This is a genomic window from Nostoc sp., assembly GCF_036917155.1.
Taxonomy (GTDB): Bacteria; Cyanobacteriota; Cyanobacteriia; order Cyanobacteriales; family Nostocaceae; genus Nostoc.
Genome location: NZ_JBALDZ010000079.1, coordinates 48,399 through 71,655, shown reverse-complemented (window position 1 = coordinate 71,655; position 23,257 = coordinate 48,399). Strand labels below are relative to the sequence as shown.

The window sequence follows — 23,257 nt, the reverse complement described above, 5'->3', positions numbered from 1 at the left end:
GTTTTTAGCTTTTAGCGATCGCTTGTATGACCCGAAGAGTTTTTTGAAGGAAAACCCCGAATTCAGCAATACCAGATTAATTAATGTATTTTGCAATTTAAATAGAAAACTCATGAATATATTTGAAAAGCGTGAATCAAATGTCAGAAGCTATTGCCGCAATTTTACCGCAATTTTTCATCGAGCTAAAGGTTCTATAATTTATTCTGAATCAGGTAAAGAATATATTGATTTTTTAGCAGGAGCAGGTGCTTTAAATTATGGACATAATCACGACTATATCAAAGAAAAAGTGATCTCATACTTAGATGCCGATGGAATAACACATGGTTTGGATATGTATACTGCGGCTAAGGAGAAATTTTTAGCCAAGTTTGATGAGGTAATACTAAGTTCAACAAAACTAGATTATCGCATTCAGTTTTGTGGACCAACAGGAACAAATGCAGTTGAAGCTGCTTTAAAACTAGCGAGAAAAGTCAAAGGAAGAACAGGTATATTCTCCTTCATGGGAGCATATCATGGAATGACTTTAGGGAGTCTATCGATTAGTGGCAACATCGGAATTAGAGCAGGCACAATTGGTACATCAAGTAATGTAAATTTTATGCCTTATCCCTATGGATTTATGGAGAGTTTTGACACAATAGAATATATAAATTCTGTTTTAAATGATGTCAACTCCGGAATTGAAAAACCAGCAGCAATAATCTTTGAAACAGTGCAAGCTGAAGGTGGAGTTGTTGTAGCTCCCATTGAGTGGATGCAAAGACTAAGAAGGTTATGTGATGAGAATGATATTTTATTAATCTGCGATGATATTCAGGTCGGCTGTGGTCGAACAGGCTCTTTCTTTTCCTTTGAAAGAGCAGATATTGTTCCCGATATGGTAGTACTTTCTAAATCTATTAGTGGGTACGGGTTTCCAATGTCACTATTATTGATTAAACCAGAATTGGATATATGGGAACCGGGTGAGCATAATGGTACTTTTCGGGGTAATCAATTGGCATTTATAGGAGCAACAGCGGCTCTAGAGTATAGAGAAAGTAGCAATCTGGAACAGGATGTCAAAGCCAAAGAACTTTTTTTGAAAAATTTTCTCACTCAACAAATATCACCAATTAGTGAAAAGATAGCAATACGTGGAATTGGTATGATTTGGGGTATTGATTTAAAAAATTTTGGCGGCAATAGTTTTGCTAAAAGTATAACATCGCGTTGTTTTGAGCTAGGATTAATAGTTGAAAGCGCAGGTAGAAATGATACTGTAATTAAAATTTTGCCACCTTTGGTAATTGATATGTCTACCTTAGAAAAAGGTTGTTCAATTATCAAAGAGGCTTTTAATGACTGCATGTCAAATTAAATTGGCATACTAATATTCATAACTCAGCAAATAGTTTGTTATCAGGAAAACAATATGAGTACAAAATCACACTCAAATGACTTATTGTCTCAAAAAATTTATTGGATAAATAAGTTATCAGGAGAACTACCAGAAACAAATCTCATGCTGGACTATATAAGACCTTCATTTCCTAGTGATAGAAACAAATCTCTTAGCTTTGACTTATCAAATAACTTATCTAAAGCAATCATTAAGCTAGCTAAAGGTTCTTATTTTTCAACGTACTTGATACTAGTGTCTGCATTGAATATATTGCTACAAAAATATACTCGAAATAATGATGTTATTATTGGAATACCTATATATAAAGAAAGTGGTACAGGTTGCGTAAATAGCAAAGTCATTCCCTTGCGGACTCAGGTAACACGTCAACTTTCATTCAAAGATTTTACTTTTGAAGTCAAAGATGCAATTATCGGTGCTTTCAACAATCAGAACTATAATTTTAATGAGTTAATTAAGTTGTTAGAGCTACCAACAGCCCCTAATCGTTGTCCAATTTTTGACATAGTAGTTTTATTAGAAAATATTCATAGCAAAGAAGATTTAAATCAACTTAATAATGACATAACAATTTCTTTTTCAGTTAATGGTGAAGGTATTATTGCCAATATTGAGTATAAAGAACATCTGTTTAAAGATGAAAATATAAAAATGATGATTAGGTATTATACTAATGGTCTTGAAAGTATTATCAATAATTTTAATAATAGAATCTCAGATATTCTTTTTTTGAAAGAATCTGACAGACATCAGTTATTAAAACAATATAACAACAATACTAAAGAATACCCAGTTGATCAGACAATAAATAAATTATTTGAATATCAGGCATCTCGAACCCCAAATAAGATAGCTGTGGTTCACAAATCAACTGAATTAACATATCGAGAAATAAATATAAAAGCTAATCAGATAGCTAGATTACTGCGGAAAATAGGAGTTTCTCAAGGAGAGTTTGTAGGCATTTTTAAAGACCGCGATATCAATTTTCTGGTTGCTATTCTTGCTGTCTATAAGGCAGGTGGGGCATATATACCGATTGATAGTACTTATCCACAAAATCGAATTAAATATATGCTATCTAATAGCGAAGTTAAATTTATCCTCACAGATTATTCGCTATTAAATTCCTTATCAGACTTGCTAGAAGATGATTCGCAATTATCATCTATTATTTGTTTAGATGATGTCTTGAATAAGACTACACTATTGGCTAATAAACCAGAGCTTAAAATATATAGCAAGTGTGATTTTGACCAGCTACCTCATGACAATATAGAACATCTGAATGATGCTGTCACCCCAGCTTATATGCTTTATACTTCAGGCTCTACAGGATTATCTAAAGGGGCAATTGTTAGACATGATGGTGCAATAAATCATATTTATGCTCAATTTGATGAGTTGGAGTTAAGGTCGGAATTTTGTTTTCTCCAAAGCGCTCCTTCTTCAACAGATATTTCTGTATGGCAATTTTTGGCACCACTTTTAATTGGCGGAAAGACTATAATTATAGATATCGAAACTGTTGCGATTCCCGAACAATTATTTAAAGTACTTAAATCAGAGAAAATTACGGTTATTGAATTAGTACCAACATTATTTAGTGGGTTACTTGAATATACTTCCCAATTACCAAACCATGAACGGGTATTACCAGATTTAAAATGGATGATATTATCGGGTGAATCTGTATCGGTTAAATGGGTAAATAAGTGGCTTGAGATATACCCCCATATCAGAATTGCTAATGCTTACGGTCCTACCGAAGCTGCTGATGATATCACCCAGTTTATCGTTAACAAGCCTTTGCCAGAAAATCAGCGAACAGTTCCAATTGGTAAACCATTAGCAAACATAAATCTCTACATTCTGGATGAAGAAATGCAGCTATTACCCATTGGTGTTCCTGGAGAAATTTGTGTATCGGGAATTGCTGTAGGTGATGGGTATTGGAAAAACGAAGAAAAAACCAATTTAAGCTTTGTTCCTAACCCATTTACAGATACCATAAACAGCTTATTTGGTAATCGCAGAGATTTAATTTATAAAACTGGAGATTTAGGAAGGTGGCTGACTGATGGGAATATCGAGTTCCTTGGACGTATTGACCATCAAGTAAAGATTCGTGGTTTCCGGGTTGAACTGGGAGAAATTGAGACATTTCTAAGTCAGCATCCGAATGTACGTGAAAATGTAGTTGTGGTTCAACAGGGGCAAGCAGATAACGTGCAATTAGTTGCCTATGTGGTTGCGAAGACAGAAGTAGTTCCTAGTATTAGCGAACTCCGTAGCTTCTTGAAGAAAAAATTACCTGACCACATGATTCCTTCTGCCTTTGTAGTACTGGAAAATCTACCACTAGCACCAAGCGGTAAAGTAGACCGTAAAGCTCTGCCTAAACCAGATAATCTTCGTCCAGAACTAGAAACAGCTTACGTATCTCCGCGAAATGAAATCGAGCAGACGGTTGCCGATATTTGGCAAAAAGTACTTAAGGTGGAGAAAGTTGGCATTAAAGATAACTTTTTTGACCTCGGTGGTCATTCGCTAAATGTACTTCAGGTTTATAGCAAAGTGCGAGAACTTTTGAAAGCGGATTTAGCTATAACTGACCTTTTTAAATATCCGACTATCAAGTCTTTATCACAATATTTAAGTCAAAAAGATCATAGTGATGAAATATTTGCTTCTGAAAGTCATCAAATCAATGAAAATCTAGAAGCTGGTAAAGCTAGATTAAAACAAAGCCTCTTACGAAAGAAACAACAACTTATTTAAAAACGAATATAAGATTAATTAAAAGGATAAAAATTATGCCTAACTCAGTAGATTATTTAAGTGACAAAACAGGCTTAGAAATAGCTATTATTGGGATGAGTGGCTGTTTTCCCAAATCTCAAAATATTGAGCGATTTTGGCAAAATATCCGAGACGGAGTAGAGTTGATTTATTATTTCACCGCTCAAGAGCTAAAAGATTTAGGTGTAGATTCTGCCGACCTGATAAACCCTTATTATGTCAGGGCAGAGGGTGTAGTTGAAGGTATAGATTTGTTTGATGCTTCATTCTTTGGTATAAATCCCAGAGAAGCTGAAATTATGGACCCCGGACTCCGTTTGTTTTTGGAACAGGCATGGACAGCACTTGAAAATGCTGGTTATAGTTCCGAAGCTTACAATCAGCCGATCGGAGTTTATGTTGGTACTAGTTTTGGCGGTTATTTACGTAATATTTATTCAAATTATGAAATTGTAGAATCTCTTGGTGAACAACAAATAGAGAAAGGAACCTCTGGAGCTTCCGTTACATTTGCTTCTTATAAATTAAACTTGCAGGGGCCAAGTTATGCCGTTCAAACTACCTGCTCAAGTTCATTGGTTGCTTTACATTTAGCCTGCCAAGGTTTGCTTAGTGGCGAGTGTGATGTTGCTTTGGCGGCTGGAGTCTCAATATCAGAAGCAGTCGGTTATGTATATCAGCAAGATGGGACCTCATCTCCTGATGGACATTGCCGGGCTTTTGATGTAGAGGCCAAGGGATGTCCGAGAGGAAGGGGTTTAGGTGTTGTAGTTTTAAAACGTTTGGAGGAAGCGATCGCAGATGGAGACTGCATCCATGCGATCATCAAAGGTTCTGCCATTAATAATGATGGAGCAAACAAAGTTAGCTACACTGCACCCAGCGTTGACGGTCAGGCAAAGGTGATTAGAGCGGCTCAGATTATGGCTGAGGTGGAACCCGAAACAATTACCTATATAGAGGCTCACGGGACTGCAACTGCTCTAGGCGACCCCATTGAAATTGCGGCTTTAACACAAGCTTTCCGCAGCAAAACTCAGAAAAAGGGCTTTTGTGCGATCGGTTCTTTGAAAACCAACATTGGACATTTGGATGAAGCTGCTGGCGTTGCAAGTCTAATCAAAACCGTTTTAGCGCTCAAGCATAAACAGATACCACCTAGCTTAAACTTTGAAGAACCTAACCCCCAGATAGATTTTGCTAACAGTCCTTTTTACGTGAACAACACATTATCTGAGTGGAAAAGCAATGACGCTCCTCGTCGTGCTGGAGTTAGTGCTTTTGGTTTTGGTGGGACAAATGCCCATGTAATTTTAGAAGAAGCGACCATAATTAAACCCTCTAGCCCTTCTCGGTCTTGGCAGTTATTATTACTTTCAGCTAAAACAAATACAGCACTGGAAACTGCTACAGAAAATCTGGCTAATTATCTCCAAGAGCATCCAGATTTCAATCTCGCTGATGTTGCTCATACTTTGCAAGTGGGGCGCTGGACTTTGAACCATCGCCGAATGGTAGTTTGCCAAGACCAAGAAGATGCAATCAAGGCACTGCAAGACCCTCAAATAGCTTTCACCCATTATCAAGAACCTTGTAATCGCTCGATTGTGTTTATGTTTTCTGGACAAGGTTCGCAGTATGTAAATATGGGTCGGGAATTATACGAGAGTGAAACCGTATTTAGAGAGCAAGTTGATTACTGCTGCGAGCTGCTCATACCTCACTTAGAAGTAGACCTACGTACAATTTTCTACCCCTGCGAAGAAAAAACTCAAGAAGCAGCACAAAAGTTGCAGCAAACAGCAATTATTCAACCAGCTTTGTTTGTGCTTGAATATGCTCTAGCCAAGTTATTGATGGCCTGGGGCGTGCGTCCTGAGACTATGATTGGTGACGGTATCGGAGAGTATGTAGCTGCCACTGTGGCTGGAGTTTTCTCTTTGGAAGATGCCTTGGCAATAGTAGCTACGCGCGGAAAACTAATGCAGCAGTTGCCTGGTGGTGCTATGCTCTCGGTTCAGCTTCCAGAACAAATGGAACCCATCATTGAAGCTTTCACCTGGTCATTACAAAAAATAAAACTCAATCCCCCGAAAATTCCTTTTGTGTCCAATGTTAGCGGAACTTGGATTACCGTAGCAGAAGCGACAGACCCTAACTATTGGGCTAGACATTTAAGGCTGCCAGTGCGTTTTAGCCAAGGGGTAACAGAGTTACTCAAACAGCCAGATCAAATACTGTTGGAGATTGGCCCGGGAGGGACACTGAGTAGTTTGGCTAAACAACATCAAACAGATGAACTGATAGTGCTACCCTCTATACGGCATCCTCAAGAGCAACAATCAGATGTAGCATTTTTACTCAACACCTTGGGTAGACTTTGGGTAGTAGGAGTTCACATTGATTGGTCTGGTTTTTACGTAGATGAAAAGCGTCATCGTGTACCCTTACCTACTTATCCTTTTGAGCGCAAGCGTTACTGGCTGGAGGTAAATCGAAATGCACTTCTGGCAATGAAGTCGCAAAAAACCTTAGATAAGAAGCCAGATATTGCTAACTGGTTCTACATTCCTCGCTGGAAAGAATCTACACCGCTTGAGCTTTTCCAAAAACAAAAGCTGGTAGAACAAAAGTTATGTTGGTTAGTTTTTGTCGATACCTATGGAGTGGGATCAGAAATTGCAGAAAGACTCAAACAACAAGATCAGGATGTGATTACCGTCAAAGTCGCAGATAATTTTGCGAAACTTAGTGACTGTACATATACAATTAATCCCCAACAGAGAGATGATTATGATACCTTGCTTCAAACACTACGAGAACACAATTGGATTGCCCAAGGGATTGCCCATTTTTGGGGCGTTACTCCCAACGATACTCTACACTCTCAAGAGCTAGAGAAACAAACACAACATCAATTTTTTGAAGATTGTCAGTATCTCGGTTTCTGGAGTCTACTTTTTTTAGCACAGGCCTTAGGAAAACAAGATATTAGCAATTCTCTGAAGCTGATGGTCGTCACCAGTAATTTATATGATGTAACTGGCGAGGAAAAATTATGCCCCTCCAAGGCAACCGTATTAGGGCCATGTAAGGTAATTCCCAAGGAATATTCAAACATATATTGCCGTAATATTGATATAGTAGTCAATTCTTTAAAAACCCCACCAGGACAAAAAGTTTTAGACAATCTGATCGCCGAATTTACAGCAGATCAAACAGATGACATAGTTGCCTACCGTGGTTATCATCGCTGGATTCAATCCTTCGAGCCTGTGCATTTGGAACAGAGCATAGCTGATAAAACTAAGTTAAAGGAGGGAGGGGTTTACTTAATTACTGGTGGACTAGGCGGTATTGGTTTAGTATTAGCAGAGCATCTAGCAAAGAAAGTGCAGGCTAGATTAGTTCTAGTTGGACGAAAGAGTATTCCTGAAAAAGATCATTGGCAAGAATGGTTGGCAACTCATGATCAACAAGATCGGGTTAGCCAGATAATTTGTAAAGTGCAAGTATTAGAGGCTCTTGGTGCAGAAGTTTTGGTAATCAGTGCGGATGTGACTAATTCCGAACAAATGCAGGCTGTGATTGCTCAGTCAATAGAAAAATTTGGTGAGATTAATGGTGTTATCCACGCAGCTGGTATTGCTGGTGGCGGTGTCATCCAACTTAAAACCCTGGATATAGCAAGCAAGGTACTCGCACCAAAAGTCAGAGGAACGATATTACTAGAGCAAGTTTTTCAGAATATTAATCTAGATTTCTTGGTACTTTGTTCATCCCAAAGTTCTATATTGGGTGAATTTGGACAGGTAGATTATTGCGCGGCTAATGCATTTCTTGATGTATATGCATATAATCAATTTTCTAAATCGGGACGATTAACAATATCAATCGACTGGGATACTTGGCAAGAAGTAGGGATGGCAACGGAGATTATTTTACCAGATAATCTCAAATACCTAGCTGAAGATATAGTTGCAGAAGAATTAAAAGAAGCAATAATGCCCCAAGAAGGTGCTGATGCTTTTGATCGCATTTTGGGAAGTGCCTTACCTCACGTTGTTGTGTCAACAAAAAATTTCCCAGATGTAATTAAGGAGAATCATTATCTCAATTTTCTGGAAGAAGGATTAAAACTTCTGGAAGATAACTCAGCTTCAGCTAGTATTTCCCAAGCAAACCATCCTCGGCCTAATCTAGGTAATGATTATGTTGCACCTAATAATAAAATTGAAGGAACTATTGCTCGAATCTGGCAACAGATCCTGGGAATTAATCAAATAGGTATTCATGATAGCTTTTTTGATTTGGGAGGACATTCCCTATTAGCTACTCAACTTCTCTCTCGATTGCGTCAAGAATTTCAAGTAAACCTGTCTCTGCATAGCTTTTTTGAAGCACCCACTATCATCGATCAAGCATTGATAGTTGAACAGATCCGAAGTTCGGGAGAAAGGGATAGCATCAACATGATTGAAAGAATCGAGCGGAGTAATGAGCAACAGGTGTTGGCAAAACTCGATCAAATTTCAGACCAAGAAGTTGAGTTACTGCTTAATAAGGTGTTAGCAGAAAAGGGAACTGAGCAATGACCAGTAATCACGAGCAGATTAATGATATTTCACCAGAAAAAAAACGTGAATTGTTGGCAAAACTACTTCAAGAAAATGTTAGCCAGCTTCAGACTTTTCCAATGTCTTTTGGTCAACAACGACTTTGGTTTATAGACCAATTACAACCTGGTAACTTTGCTAATCACATATCGGCAGCTTTGCGTCTTACAGGTTTCCTAAATCAAGCTGCATTGTTGCAAACCCTGGATGAAATAGTGCGACGCCATGAAGTTTTGCGAACTACTTTCGCAACGATGGAAGAAAAACCTGTTCAGGTAATTATTCCTAATTTAAGCTTGAATCTACCTACCATCAATCTGGAGGAATTATCTGAGGTTGAGCAAGAAGCTGAAGTTAAAAAGTTAGTTATACAAGAAATTCAGCAACCCTTTAATTTGAGCCAAGCTCCATTACTGCGAGCTACTTTGCTGCGTCTCAAAGAAACAGAACACATTCTAGTGTTCACAATGCACCATATTATCTCTGACGGATGGTCAATGGGAGTACTGACTCAAGAAGTCGCAGTACTTTACGAAACCTTCTCGAAAAGGCAACCTTCTTTGCTTTCAGAACTACCAATACAGTATGTAGATTTTGCAGCTTGGCAGCGAAAACGGCTACAAGGAGAACTACTACAATCACAAATATCTTATTGGAAAAACCAGTTAGAGGGCGCACCAAAATTATTAGAGTTACCCACTGATTACCCACGACCTGCCGTTAGCAGCTTTCAGGGTGCCAGCTATTCATTTGAGTTATCTGATGATTTATATGTAGCCTTAAATAAATTGAGCCAGCAGTATGGAAGTACCTTATTTATGACCCTGCTGGCAGCCTTTCAAACACTATTATGGCATTATACGGGTAGTGAAGATATTGTAGTCGGCTCGCCCATTGCTAACCGCGATCGCACAGAGTTAGAAGGATTAATTGGTTTCTTTGCCAATACAATTGCGCTCCGAACTAATTTGGCAGGTAATCCTACCTTTGAGGATCTACTAACTCGCGTGCGGACAAAGCTATTAGGAGCCTATGCCCATCAAGATTTACCTTTTGAGCAGCTAGTAGAAGAATTGCAACCACAACGAAACTTGAGCTACACGCCAGTATTTCAAGTAATGTTTGTGCTTCAGAATACACCAATGTCTGTTTTCGAGTTGCCTGGTTTGACTATCAGTCCCTTGACAATTGATAATGGTAGCGCCAAGTTTGATTTGACCTTAGAGATCACAGAAACACCACAAAAACTTTTTGCTAACCTAGAGTTTAATACAGATTTATTCGAGTCAAGTACTATTAAGCGGATGGCTGGACATTTCCAGACCTTACTTCAAGAGATTATTGCCAATCCAAAACTACGACTATCAGAATTATCACTGCTAACAGAAGCAGAGAAACGTCAATTGCTAGTGGAGTGGAATGACACTCAGGTTAATTATCCTCAAGATCAATGCATCCATCAGTTATTCGAGACTCAAGTAGAACGCACACCTGATTCTATAGCAGTGGTGTTTGCAGACCAACAGTTGAGCTACTGCGAACTCAACGCCAGAGCGAATCAGCTAGCGCACTATTTGCAAGCTTTAGGAGTAAAACCAGAAGTATTAGTTGGGATTTGTGTAGAGCGATCACTCTTAATGGTAATCGGGCTGTTAGCCATCCTGAAAGCAGGTGGTGCATATATACCATTAGACCCCAGCTATCCCCAAGAACGCATTGCATTTATACTAGAAGACACTCAAGCCCCAGTGTTCCTAACTCAAGAGTCGCTTCTTGAAGCAATGCCGCAACACAAAGCTAAAGTGGTTTGTTTAGATACCGATTGGCAGACAATCGCCCAACAAACCCAGGAAAATTTATTATCTGTTGTCACAACTGACAACCTAGCTTATGTCATCTATACCTCTGGCTCAACAGGCAGACCAAAAGGTGTAATGATTCAACACGCAAGCACAGTTGCAATGTTGGATTGGGCAAACAAAACCTTTGCGATGTCAGCTATGCAAGGAGTTTTGGCATCAACCTCAATTTGCTTCGATCTTTCGGTATTCGAGGTGTTTGTTCCTCTCTGTTGTGGTGGCAAAGTGATTTTAATCGAGAACGCACTCTTGTTACCAACTTTGCCAACAACCTTAGATGTAACCTTAATTAATACTGTCCCAAGTGTAATTTTACAATTATTAAGAACTGATGGGATTCCAGCGTCAGTGCAGATTGTGAATGTCGCAGGTGAACCACTTCATAATAAACTTGTACAACAACTTTATCAGCAGGATAATATACAAAAGGTATTTAATTTATATGGGCCTTCAGAAGATACAACTTATTCAACCTTTGCCTGGATACACAAGGATACTAGCAACACTCCACCTATCGGTCGTCCGATTCACAACACCCAGATTTATTTGTTAGATCAAAATTTACAACCTGTTCCTGTAGGTGTACCAGGAATGTTGTATATTGGTGGTGCAGGTTTAGCCCGTGGTTATCTAAACAAAGCGGAACTGACTGCGGATAAATTTATTCCTAATCCTTACGCCAACTTGCCAGGGGAACGGTTATATAAAACTGGAGATCAGGCACGCTATCTGCCCAATGGAGATATCGAATATATTGGTCGCGTTGACTATCAAGTAAAAGTCCGTGGTTTTCGGATTGAACTGTTAGAAATTGAAGCAGTTATTCTTGAATACCCAGCAGTCCAAGAAGCTGTAGTTGCGGTTCATTTTTCACAGGTAGATTCTCAACAGATAGTCGCCTATGTAGTCCCTCAAATAGAGCAAACACTGACAATTCCTGAACTAAGGAGTTTTTTAGAAGCGAAGTTGCCAAGCTATATGGTGCCAGCAGCTTTTGTCATATTATCAGCACTACCACTAACACCGAATGGTAAAGTTAACCGTCAGGCACTACCTACACCTGATACAGCTAGACCTGAAGACAAAGAACTAGTGGTACCACAGACAACTATTGAAAAGCAGTTGGCTGGAATCTGGGCAGAAGTATTAGGTCTGGAAAATATAAGTATAAACGATAACTTTTTTGGATTGGGTGGGGATTCTATTCTTAGCCTTCAAGTAATATCCAAAGCCAAGCAAACAGGGCTGCACCTAACTCCTAAGCAGATGTTTCAGTACCAAACGATTACCCAATTAGCGACAGTAATTGATACAACTCAGAAAATTCAAGCTGAACAAGGAGTTTTAATTGGAGCGCTAGAGCTAATACCCATTCAGCACTGGTTTTTTACACAAAAGCAACCAGAACCACACCACTGGAATCAAGCTGTATTCTTAGAAAGCAAGCAGAATATTGACCCTGTAGTTTTAGAGAAAATTATCAAGTTTCTACAAATACATCATGATGTCCTACGTTTACGATTTATACAGGAGGAATTTAGTACTCAAGCACTGATCGTTAGTCCTGATGATGTCATACCACTGACATGCTTCGATTTTTCAGCACTGCCAAAAGACCGACAATCGCCAGCAATAGAAGCAGCAGCAACTAAATTGCAAGCCAGCTTAAATCTGTCACAAGGGCCGTTATTCCAGGTTGCGCTTTTCAACTTGGGCGACAATCAACCCAACCGCTTGCTGTGGATTATTCACCACTTAGCTGTTGATGGTGTCTCTTGGCGAATTTTAATTGAAGATTTTCAAACAGCTTACCAGCAAATTAGTCAAGGCAAAGTAATTAAGTTGCCACCCAAAACAACTTCTTACAAACAATGGTCTAGCCATCTACAAAAATATGCACAATCTTCAGCACTACTTTCAGAGCGAGACTTTTGGTTGACGACACAATATCAATCAGTTTCGTCTATACCAAGAGATTTTCTTGATGGAAATAATATAGAAGAAACCACTTCTATGGTATCAGTATCGCTGTCCGTAGCAGAAACCCAAAGTCTGCTGCAAGAAGTGCCAGCAGCTTACCAAACACAAATTAATGATGTATTGTTAACAACACTGATACTAACGTTTAACCAATGGACGGGAGAAAATTCTCTACTAATTGACTTGGAAGGGCATGGGCGAGAAGAAATCTTTGAGGATGTGGACTTATCGAGGACTATCGGTTGGTTCACAACTATTTTCCCAGTACACCTAAAGCTAGAAAATACCAACGAGCAAGGAAAAGTCTTGAAGTCGATCAAAGAGCAGCTACGAGCAATTCCGAATCGAGGTATTGGCTATGGATTACTCCGCTATCTTTGTCAAAATCAGGAAATAGCTGAAAAATTTTCCTCATCAAAGGCTGAAGTTGCTTTCAACTATTTAGGACAGTTCGATCAAGTTTTACCAGAATCATCTTTATTTAGCTTCGCGAAGGAATCGAGTGGTTCCACTCGCAGTTTGCAAAGTAAACGAACTTACTTGTTAGAAATTAACGGTGGTATTTATCAGGGACATCTGGAAATGAGTTGGTCTTACAGTAATCAGTTGCATCGACAAACCACGATTGAAGTACTTGCTCAAAGGTTTATTGAGGAACTGCGATCGCTGATTGCTCATTGCCTATCTCCCAATGCAGGTGGTTTTACCCCTTCCGATTTCGCAGATTTTCAGCAAAGCCAATGGGATCAAACCGATCTCGATGCCATTACAGCAGCTATGGGGGATATCTAAATATGGGTTTTAAAAACAAAAACATTGAAAATTTTTATCCCCTCTCGCCCATGCAGCAGGGCATTCTGTTCCATAGTCTTGCAGCTCCTAAATCTGGCATCTATTTTGAACAATTTAGCTGGACTATCCACGGAAAGCTCAACGTTACAGCATTCCATCGCGCATGGGAATATACTATAGAACGACATTCCATTCTCCGAACCTGCTTTGTTTGGAAAGGCTTAAAAGAACCAGTACAAATTGTGCATCGACAGGTAAACCTACCGTGGCAGGATTATAATTGGCAGCATTTCTCTCCAGAAGAACAACAACAAAAGTTAGAACTTTTCTTGCAAAGCGATCGCTCCAGTGGCTTTGAACTTAAGCAGCCTCCATTGATGCGCCTAACACTGGTTCAACTTTCGGACATTTCCTATAATTTTACCTGGAGTCATCATCATCTATTGTTAGATGGATGGTCTGTTGCCTTAGTTTTTAAAGAAGTCCTTGCTTGTTACAAAGCTTTTAGCAATGGTCAAGACTTATACTTAGAATCAATTCGCCCGTATCGAGATTACATTGTCTGGCTACAGCAACAAAACCGATCTGAGGCTGAGATTTTTTGGCGACAGATGCTTAAAGGTTTTACCACTCCGACACAGCTATCGGTGAATCAACGAGCTAGAAAATTACTGACTCAAACAGATGGCTATGACGAGCGAGAAGTTAAACTTTCTGTAGTCACAACAACAGCATTGCAATCTGTAGCAAAGCAACACCAGTTAACACTGAACACTATAGTCCAGGGAGCCTGGGCTTTGCTATTGAGCTGCTACAGTGGTCAAAAAGACGTAGTTTTTGGGGCAGTAACTTCTGGTCGTTCCCCTACTTTAGCTAAAGCCGAGTCTATGGTAGGGCTGTTTATCAACACGTTACCCATTAGAGTACAAGTATCACCCCAAGAATTTCTTTTGCCTTGGCTTCAGAAAATCAAAGATCAACTAGTTGAAGCACGTCAATACGAGTATTGTCCATTAGTGAAAGTCCAAGAATGGAGCGAAGTTCCCAAAGGTGTATCTCTGTTCGAGAGTATAGTAGTTTTTGAGAACTATGCTGTAGATCCTTGCTTACGACAGAGGGATATAAATTTGCAGATAGAGGAATTTCATAGCTTTGAAAAGACTAACTATCCGATAACCCTAAGCGTGAATCCAGGTGAGGAGTTGTTGCTCAATATTACTTGCGATGATTGCGATCGCTTCGACAATGACACGATCACCCGAATGCTAGGGCATTTGCAGACTTTGCTAGAGAGTATGTCCACCAATCCACAGCAACGTCTTGGTGAGTTGTCGCTCTTAACAGAACATGAGCGACATCAGTTACTTGTGGAGTGGAATCAGACTCAGGTGGAATATTCTCAAGATCAATGCATCCATGAATTATTCGAGGCTCAAGTAGAACGCACACCCGATGCGATCGCAGTGGTGTTTGAAGACCAACAATTGAGCTACTACGAACTCAACGCCAGAGCCAATCAACTAGCACATTATTTACAAACTTTAGGAGTAAAACCAGAAGTATTAGTGGGAATTTGTCTAGACCGATCAATCGAGATGATCATTGGGCTATTAGCCATCCTCAAAGCTGGGGGAGCCTACGTACCGATTGATCCAAACTATCCGCAGCCGCGATTGGCACTGCTGCTAAATGATGCTCCACTGACAGTATTACTTACACAACAGTACCGAATGGCACAGATGCCACCGCATACAGCAAAAGTCATCTGCTTCGATGATGATATTAATTGGCAAGCCGGATCATCAGCAATCAAACAAAACCCTGTAAATCAAACCACCCCGGCAAATCTAGTCTATGTGATTTATACATCAGGCTCTACTGGCACACCCAAAGGTGTCACCATCCAACATCAATCTTTGGTAAACTTTGTCCAAGCAGCGATCGCAGAGTACGAACTACAAGCACAAGACCGGATCTTGCAATTTGCCTCCATCAGCTTTGATGCCGCTTGTGAAGAAATTTTTCCTTGTTTGCTACACGGTGCAACTTTGGTATTGCGAACTGATGAAATGTTGGTTTCGATCAAAGCTTTCAATGAAAAATGCCAACAGCATTGCATATCGGTTTTAGATATACCTACTGCCTTTTGGCATCAGATAACTTCAGAACTGGCAACATCAGCATTAAAGCTACCAGAATCACTGCGCCTAGTTATTATTGGTGGCGAAAAAGCTGCACCAGATAAAGTTAACATTTGGCAACAGCAAGTAGAATCGAGCATAGGTTTGATTAATAGCTACGGGCCAACAGAAACCACAGTAGTTGCTACAGTTTGCGATCTGACAACTGTAGAAGGGGAAGTGCCGATTGGCAGAGCGATCGCTAATATGCAAACCTATGTCTTAGATTCTGATTTGCAACCAGTCCCCATCGGTGTTTGGGGGGAGTTGTACATTGGCGGAATTGGCGTAGCCAGAGGCTATCTGCATCAACCAGAGTTAACATCTGAGAAGTTTATACCAAATCCTTTTAGCGATCGCCCAGGTTCTCGTCTTTACAAAACAGGCGATCGGGTACGCTACCGCAGCGATGGTCAAATTGAATTTAGCGATCGTATTGACAACCAAGTAAAAATTAGGGGCTTCCGTATTGAGCTAGGAGAAATAGAAGCACTCATCAACGAACATCCATCTGTTATGGAAGCAACAGTGATTTCTCGGAAAGATGTGTCAGATTACGAGCAGTTAGTAGCCTATGTAGTTGCAAATACATCAGCAGTCGATTTGATGTCTAATACTCAGGTTGTGTCCCAATTACGGCAGCATTTAGAGGCGAAGCTGCCGAACTACATGATGCCGTCAGCGTTCGTGATGCTAGATGCACTACCACTTACACCTAATGGTAAGGTTGATCGCCAAGCATTGCCTGCACCTAGTACGACAAGGCCTAAATTAGAAGCAGCTTATCAGCCACCCCAAACCGAAATAGAAAAAACTATTGCTAGTATCTGGCAAGAAATACTGAATATTGGGGACGTGGGAATCCATGACAATTTTTTTGAACTTGGTGGTCATTCATTGCTCTTAATTCAGGTTCACAGCAAGTTGCAAAAAGTATTTCAGCGAGATTTCACCTTAGTTGATATGTTTGAATATCCGACTATAAGTCACTTGGCTAAATATTTTAGTCAGGAATCTAGTGAAGAAACATCTGTTTTACTACTTGCTCATCACCCAGAGAGCAGAACGGCTTCAGTACAGCGGCGAAAACAAGTGAGAAAAGAGTATCGAGCAGCAACAAAGCAAAAAGATATTTAGTCTCAACAAGGCATTGAGGAAATAAGAGCGATCGCTAGAAGATTGATGCCCTTCTTCTTTCAAGAATGAAGTATAAAAATTTATTGCAAAAAACACAATATGACATCGAGCAACCAAGAAATGCTAAACAAAAATTACCTTTTTGAATCGGAACAGGTCTTACATGATGGGATAGAAGAGCAAGTAATGCAAATGTTTGCTTCATTCAATCAGGTAAACTCTATTGAGAAACAAATAGATGAAATAACTGATAATATTTATCAAGATTTCTTCAGCAATATTGACTCTAATACCAACATTGATTTAGACTCACTACTAGAGAAGTTTTCTGATAGTAAAATTCCAGTTCAGCCCACTAACTTTGAAAGCTATCTCAAGTACATAGGCAACAATGTTGTTGCTCATTCAATACATACTTCTTCGCCACGATTTATTGGTCACATGACCTCGGCACTTCCTAGTTTTGTACGCCCTTTAGCTAAACTCATGACGGCAATGAATCAAAACGCCGTCAAAATAGAGACAGCTAAAGCCCTCACCTTCTGTGAACGTGAGGCTTTAGCTATGTTACATCGACAGATTTATAATTTCTCTGATGGTTTCTACACTCAACATATTCAAAACAACCTCAGTACACTAGGAATCTTAGTTTCTGGTGGAACAGTGGCGAATATCACAGCACTTTGGTGCGCGCGAAATGCTTCACTAGGGCCGAAAGATGGATTTCTCGGCGTAGAAAAAGAAGGTTTAGCAGCTGCTCTAGATTTCTATGGCTACAAAGGAGCAGTGATTATTGGCTCTGACTTGATGCACTACTCTTTTGATAAAGCTGCGGATTTGATGGGCATTGGTACTCATCGTTTGATGAGAATCTCTGTTGACTGTAATAATCGAGTTAACTTACAAGCACTGCGCCAAAGTGTTGTAGAGTGTCGTAACCAAAACTTACTAATTATCGCAATTGTCGGGGTTGCTGGCACGACAGATTCAGGTGGAGTTGATTCCCTTCAAGATATTGCGGAGATTGCAGAAGAAGCCAATGCTCATTTTCACGTAGATGCTGCTTGGGGTGGCCCGCTGATTTTTTCTGAACAATATCGGTATAAGCTTGCTGGTATAGAAAAAGCTGATTCAGTCACGATTGATGGACATAAACAACTGTATTTGCCAATGGGTATTGGTATGGTTTTTTTCCGCAACCCCTATCTAGCTTCTTCAATCGAAAAACAGGCTAGCTATACCATGCGTAAGGGATCTTTTGATTTAGGTAAACGTGCTTTAGAAGGTTCTCGGCCGGGCATGGCTTTATTTTTACACGCTGGTCTAAAGCTGATTGGGCTTAAGGGATATGAATTTTTAATTGATGAAGGAATCCGCAAAACTCAATATATGGCTGCTCGGATTTCGGCGATGCCTGAATTTGAATTGTTGGCAGAACCTGATACTAATCTGTTAATGTATCGCTATATTCCAGAGCAATTTAGAGGGGTGATTGCAAAAGCACAGTTAACAGAAACAGACAATAAAATTATCAATAATTTTAATGAATACTTACAAAAAATGCAGCGTCATATCGGTCGCACTTTTATCTCACGAACGACGAAAATAACTATCAAACTGGGCAAAGAAATTCCTGTAATTGCTATGCGTGCAGTAATTGCTAACCCATTAACTACTGAAGAAGATATTGAGGCTGTTTTAAATGACCAAATTCAGATCGCTTCAGAAATTTCCATTTCATATTGAGAATTTTGATATTAGAAAAAATATTTATAATCAGGTGTTGACTTATGGATATAGCCAATAATTTTATTCATAGCTTAAATGATCATGATCAAGACGAAATTGCTATTATTGGTATGGCAGGTCGTTTTCCGGGAGCAAATGAAATTGATAGCTTTTGGAAAAACCTGCGGGATGGCGTAGAGTCAATTTCTTTTTTCACGGATGAGGAACTAATATCTGCTGGGGTAGATTCAGCATTACTGAATGATCCCAATTACGTGAAAGCAAGCGGTATATTAGAAGGTATAGAGTTATTTGATGCTTCATTTTTTGGCTTTTCTCCCAGAGAAGCTGAAGTTACAGACCCACAACACCGTCTTTTTATGGAAAGTGTTTGGGAAGCTTTAGAAAATGCCGGCTATAACTCGGAAACTTATAGCGGTCAAATAGGTCTTTTCGCTGGTGTTGCTGCTAGTTCCTACCTGCTATCAAACTTATATTTCCATCGGGATTTGATGGAATCAGAAGACAGTCTTACTATTGGGAATGATAAGGATTTTCTCCCAACACAAATTTCTTACAAATTAAACTTAAGAGGGCCAAGTATCAATGTTCAGACTGCCTGTTCCACATCATTGGTTGCTGTCCACCTAGCCTGCCAAAGTTTACTAAATGGTGAAAGTGATATGGCTTTAGCAGGGGGTGTTACCGTTGGAGTACCACACAAAACTGGTTATCACTATCAACAAGGAGGAATTCATTCTCCTGATGGTCATTGTCGAGCTTTTGACGCTCAAGCCAAAGGAACTAATGGTGGCAATGGTTTAGGTGTAGTAGTCTTGAAAAGATTAGAGGATGCTATTGCTGATGGTGATTTTATTTATGCAGTAATCAAGGGTTCAGCTGTTAATAATGATGGCTCTTTAAAGGTTGGATATACAGCCCCTAGTGTTGATGGTCAAAGGAAAGTTATTTTAGAAGCTTTAGCTTTAGCTGGAGTCGAACCTGAGACTATTTCTTATGTAGAAACGCACGGTACAGGAACCATCTTAGGAGACCCGATTGAAATTAAGGCTCTCACACAGGCTTTTCGTGCTAGCACAAATAAAAAAGGTTTTTGTGCTATTGGTTCAGTAAAGACCAATGTGGGACATTTGGATACAGCAGCTGGTGTAACAGGTTTAATTAAAACAGTCCTGGCATTAAAATATAAACAAATACCTCCAAGTTTGCACTTTCAAGAGCCAAATCCACAGATAGATTTTGCCAATAGCCCCTTTTACGTCAATACCAAATTATCCGAGTGGAAAACCAACGGAACACCCCGCAGAGCAGGTGTGAGTTCTTTTGGTATTGGCGGGACTAATGCCCATGTTATTTTGGAAGAAGCTCCAGTAGAGACGCGCCAAGTTGCGTCTCTAGACTCCCGTCCGTGGCAATTGTTGTTACTCTCAGCCAAAACCAGCACAGCTTTAGACACTGCAACAGCACAACTGCGTAATTATTTAGAGCAAAACCCCGATATTCCCCTACCAGATGTCGCTCACACCCTACAAGTAGGTCGTCGAGCTTTTGACTATCGCCGCATCGTGATTTGCCAAGACCCAAATGATGCAGTGAAATCGCTTAACAGCCAATACCCACAACGTATTTTTAGTCACCACCACAAGCCAGGTCACTGTCCAGTCATATTGATGTTTTCAGGACAAGGGTCACAATATGCAAACATGGGTCGGGAACTGTATGAAGTCGAACCGACGTTTAAAAAACATGTAGATACTTGCGCTGTGATTTTGCAACCCCATCTGGGTATTGATATCCGTTGCCGACTTTATCCCAGAGAAGAAGATACTGAAACAGCTTGTTTGCAACTACAACAAACAGCCCTGACCCAAAGCGCGTTATTCGTTACAGAGTACGCCCTGGCTCAGTTATTCATATCTTGGGGTGTGCGACCAGAAGCCATGATTGGTCATAGTATTGGGGAATATGTCGCCGCAACCATTGCAGATGTATTTTCTCTAGAGGATGCTTTAAAAATCGTGGCAAAAAGAGGACAGTTGATGCAACAGTTGCCCTCTGGGAGTATGCTGGCAATTAGGCTGCCAGAAAAAGATGTGCAGTTGCTACTGTCTGCACAAAGGTTGTATCAAACATCTCTACAAATCGCAGCGATTAACAGCCCATCTTCTTGTGTAGTTTCGGGAACAAAGGAGGCAGTTGCAGCCCTAGAAAAGCAACTATCTTCTCAAGAAGTTGAATGTCGGCTGTTGCATACATCTCATGGGTTTCATTCGGCGATGATGGAGCCAATATTGCCAGCATTTCTTGAGGTGATAAAAACAGTCAAACTGAATCCACCACGTATCCGCTTTATTTCTAATGTAACTGGTAGTTGGATTAGTAAAGAGCAAGCTGCAAATCCGAATTATTGGTGTCAACATTTACGAGAAACTGTCAGATTTTCAGATGGGATATCCCAACTCATACAGCAATTTGAAGGTGTTTTTCTGGAGATGGGACCGGGGCGAACTTTAAGTACATTCACGACACAGCATTTGGATGGAAATGCCAAGCAACAGGTATTGACTTCGTTACGCCATGTTCAAGAACAGCAATCGGATGTTGCTTGGTTGTTGCAGACATTAGGTCGGTTGTGGCTTTCTGGTGTCGAAATAGATTGGTCGGGATTTTATACCCATGAACAGCGTCATCGTTTGCCTTTGCCTACTTACCCCTTTGAACGACAAAGGTACTGGATTGAACCTAACAAGCAAGGACAAGATGAGCGTCACACCCCAGTATCACTGGGTAAAAAATCTGATATAGCCAACTGGTTTTATATCCCTTTTTGGAAGCCTTCTTTACCACCATTACAACTTGAACATCAAGAATTAGTATCTGAGAAGTCTTGCACTTTGGTGTTTATCGATGAGTGTGGCTTGGGTAGTAAATTGGTCAAACAATTAGAAACGCAAAACCAGGATGTAATTACTGTAAAAGTTGGTGAAAAATTTACCATACTCAGTGAGTCTCAATATACTATTAATCCAAAAAATAATTATGACTACGATATTTTACTTCAGGAGCTTTATCAGCAAAATAAGTTGCCAAAAACGATTGTTCATTTATGGAATGTTACACCTAGTAGTGGCGAAGAATTAGAAATTGAAAAAGTTGAAAAAGCTCAAGCAATAGGATTTTACAGCCTGCTATTTCTTGCTCAAGCTTTGGGAAAACTAGAAACTAGTGATGATTTTCAAATTACAGTTATTTCTAACGACCTACAGTCAGTAAATGGCAATGAAGTACTTTGTCCGGAGAAAGCTACTTTACTTGGGCCAATTAAAGTCATATCTCAAGAATATTCAAATATAAACTGTCGTAGTCTTGATGTTATACTTGCAGAACAACGAAATTGGCAAGAAGAAAAACTTGTAGAACAATTGCTGGCGGAACTGAAAGTTCCTGATTCGGAAAAACTCATTGCTTATCGAGGTTTGAATCGTTGGGTACAAACTTTTGAACCTGTACGCTTCGATAAAGCTAAAATCGAAAAGCCTCGACTAAGAGAAAAAGGAGTCTATTTAATTACAGGTGGACTCGGAGGTATTGGACTTGTTTTGGCAAAATACTTGGCTCGAACTGTACAAGCAAAACTAGTATTGCTAGGACGTTCTGGTTTACCCAAAAAAGACGAATGGTCTCAATGGTTTGCTACTCACGATGAAACTGATAGGACTAGCTGCAAAATTCGCAAAGTTCAAGAAATCGAAGACTTAGGTGCAGAAGTTTTAGTGGTGAGTGCTGATGTGAGCAACATCGAAAAAATGCAAAGTGTCATTGCTCAAACTCAACAGCAATTTGGTCAGTTAAACGGTGTCATCCATGCTGCTGGAGTTCCTGGAGGCGGTGTCATTCAGCGAAAAACTCAAGCAGAAGCAGAAAGTATTCTGGCTCCGAAAGTCAAAGGTACAGTAGTTATTGATTCACTTGTCAAAGATATTCAGTTAGATTTCTTGATCTTAGTATCATCAAGCACCTCAATTTTAGGGGATTTTGGACAAGTAGACTATTGTGGAGCGAATGCTTTTCTTGATGCCTTTGCTCACCGTAATGCCTCAAAACATGGCACATTTACTACAAGTATCGATTGGGATGCTTGGCAAGAAATTGGAATGGCTGTAAACACAGGAGTTCCTCAACACCTGCAAGAATCACGAATAGAAGAGCTTAAACAAGGCATATTACCTAATGAGGGTATAGAGGTTTTTATACGTACTTTGGGAAATACAATATCTCAAGTTGTAATATCTACCTCTGACTTCTTGGATAAACTCAAACATTATAATTCTTCCAAACAAATACAATCCCTAGAATTTTTAGAAACTGCCAGTCTATCTAACTCAAAATATCCTCGACCTGAATTAAGTAATGATTATGTTGCTCCTCGAAATAAAATTGAGCAACAGCTATTTGAAATTTGGCAACAAATCCTTGGCATTGAAAGGATAGGAATCCATGATAATTTTTTTGAACTTGGTGGTGATTCGCTGATAGGTATTCAACTGATTGCAACCTTAAATAAGGTATTTCATGTAAATATTTCTGTTGCCAAACTTTATGAATGTCCGAACATCAGTTCTATGGCAAAGATTTTTACTCCTGAAGAATCTCAGGAAAATACTTTTGAACAAAGACTAAGCCGAGGGCAGAAAAGAAGACAGATGAAAATCCAAAGTAACTAAAATG

The 23,257-nt window shown here is 39.7% G+C and carries 7 protein-coding genes; all 7 read left to right on the top strand.

What is annotated here, in order from left to right:
• The first annotated feature begins 112 nt into the window (after positions 1 to 112).
• The 7 genes from ectB to V7K67_RS11750 all read left to right on the top strand — a co-directional run bounded on the left by ectB (position 113) and on the right by V7K67_RS11750 (position 23,253).
• The gene (ectB, locus tag V7K67_RS11780; RefSeq protein WP_335166644.1) at positions 113 to 1,369 is read left to right on the top strand and encodes a diaminobutyrate--2-oxoglutarate transaminase; all 1,257 of its coding nucleotides are present in this window, start codon (positions 113 to 115) and stop codon (positions 1,367 to 1,369) included.
• Between the two features lie 54 nt (positions 1,370 to 1,423).
• Positions 1,424 to 4,195 carry a non-ribosomal peptide synthetase gene (locus V7K67_RS11775; protein ID WP_335166642.1) on the top strand — a complete coding sequence of 924 codons (2,772 nt, stop codon included), beginning with the start codon at positions 1,424 to 1,426 and terminating at the stop codon, positions 4,193 to 4,195.
• A gap of 35 nt (positions 4,196 to 4,230) precedes the next feature.
• Positions 4,231 to 8,811, top strand: coding sequence for a type I polyketide synthase (locus tag V7K67_RS11770; RefSeq protein WP_334730514.1), 4,581 nt, complete (start codon positions 4,231 to 4,233; stop codon positions 8,809 to 8,811).
• Complete coding sequence (locus V7K67_RS11765) at positions 8,808 to 13,463, top strand: amino acid adenylation domain-containing protein (protein WP_335166640.1); 4,656 nt, start codon at positions 8,808 to 8,810, stop codon at positions 13,461 to 13,463. Before V7K67_RS11770 ends, V7K67_RS11765 begins: the two co-directional genes overlap by 4 nt.
• Before the next feature lie 2 nt (positions 13,464 to 13,465).
• The gene (locus V7K67_RS11760) at positions 13,466 to 16,780 is read left to right on the top strand and encodes an amino acid adenylation domain-containing protein (protein ID WP_334730512.1); all 3,315 of its coding nucleotides are present in this window, start codon (positions 13,466 to 13,468) and stop codon (positions 16,778 to 16,780) included.
• A gap of 99 nt (positions 16,781 to 16,879) precedes the next feature.
• Positions 16,880 to 18,526 carry a pyridoxal-dependent aspartate 1-decarboxylase PanP gene (gene panP / locus V7K67_RS11755; RefSeq protein WP_334730511.1) on the top strand — a complete coding sequence of 549 codons (1,647 nt, stop codon included), beginning with the start codon at positions 16,880 to 16,882 and terminating at the stop codon, positions 18,524 to 18,526.
• A gap of 44 nt (positions 18,527 to 18,570) precedes the next feature.
• On the top strand, positions 18,571 to 23,253 hold the full coding sequence (locus V7K67_RS11750) for a type I polyketide synthase (RefSeq protein WP_335166638.1): 4,683 nt from the start codon (positions 18,571 to 18,573) through the stop codon (positions 23,251 to 23,253).
• Positions 23,254 to 23,257: the final 4 nt, after the last annotated feature.

What these genes read in the sequence shown, in the direction of transcription:
- V7K67_RS11750 (WP_335166638.1), top strand. Translation starts at nt 18,571, where the DNA reads ATGGATATAGCCAATAATTTTATTCATAGCTTAAATGATCATGATCAA.
- V7K67_RS11775 (WP_335166642.1), top strand. Translation starts at nt 1,424, where the DNA reads ATGAGTACAAAATCACACTCAAATGACTTATTGTCTCAAAAAATTTAT.
- panP (WP_334730511.1), top strand. Translation starts at nt 16,880, where the DNA reads ATGACATCGAGCAACCAAGAAATGCTAAACAAAAATTACCTTTTTGAA.
- V7K67_RS11765 (WP_335166640.1), top strand. Translation starts at nt 8,808, where the DNA reads ATGACCAGTAATCACGAGCAGATTAATGATATTTCACCAGAAAAAAAA.
- V7K67_RS11770 (WP_334730514.1), top strand. Translation starts at nt 4,231, where the DNA reads ATGCCTAACTCAGTAGATTATTTAAGTGACAAAACAGGCTTAGAAATA.
- ectB (WP_335166644.1), top strand. Translation starts at nt 113, where the DNA reads ATGAATATATTTGAAAAGCGTGAATCAAATGTCAGAAGCTATTGCCGC.
- V7K67_RS11760 (WP_334730512.1), top strand. Translation starts at nt 13,466, where the DNA reads ATGGGTTTTAAAAACAAAAACATTGAAAATTTTTATCCCCTCTCGCCC.